The 579-nt window shown below is 73.1% G+C and carries 1 protein-coding gene; it reads right to left on the bottom strand.

The window, feature by feature from the left end:
* Window positions 1–566 (bottom strand): PIG-L family deacetylase (locus U9980_RS10340; protein ID WP_322767717.1); only part of this gene is annotated, 566 nt, incomplete at its 3' end.
* Window positions 567–579: the final 13 nt, after the last annotated feature.

Below are 579 nucleotides of genomic sequence, written 5' to 3'. Positions count from 1 at the left end.
AGGTCCGCGACGCGCGCGGGGTCGAAGCTCGCCGGGACCCGGGGTAACCGCGAGACGATCCGCAGCACCCGTTGCAACGCCCCGCGGTCCAGCGTCGCCTCCAGAACGACACCGGTGCCGGCGATCGTGGCGGCACGGACCCCGACGTGGTGCACCTGCACGTGATCGGGATGGCCGTATCCACCGGCGAGGTCGTAGATGGTGAGCACGTCGGCCTGCTCCTCGCGCAGGATCTCGGCCAGGCGTGCGGCGGCCTCGTCGATATCCGCCTCGGCGAACGCCGAGTCCGCTCCCGAGGGCGCATCCTTCGTCCCGGAATCGGCGTAGCCCAGCCACGCGACCCGGGCGCATCCGAGTACCCGGGCGGAGCGCTCCAGCTCGGCCTTGCGCTGGTCTGCCAACGGGCCGCGGGCGAGCACGTCGCGCGACGCCGGGCCGGCACCGCCGGTGGTGGCGACCACAAGGACCACCCGATGACCCTCCGCGGCGGCCCGCGCCAGGGTTCCGCCGGTGAGCAGCGCCTCGTCGTCCGGGTGGGCGTGGAAGGAGACCAGAGTGTAGGGCACCGTCCTATTAGCC

This window comes from Protofrankia sp. Cr1, assembly GCF_963555865.1.
Classification (GTDB): domain Bacteria; phylum Actinomycetota; class Actinomycetes; order Frankiales; family Frankiaceae; genus Protofrankia.
Note: the sequence above shows the minus strand (reverse complement) of the source record. Positions and strands in the feature narration are given on the sequence as shown.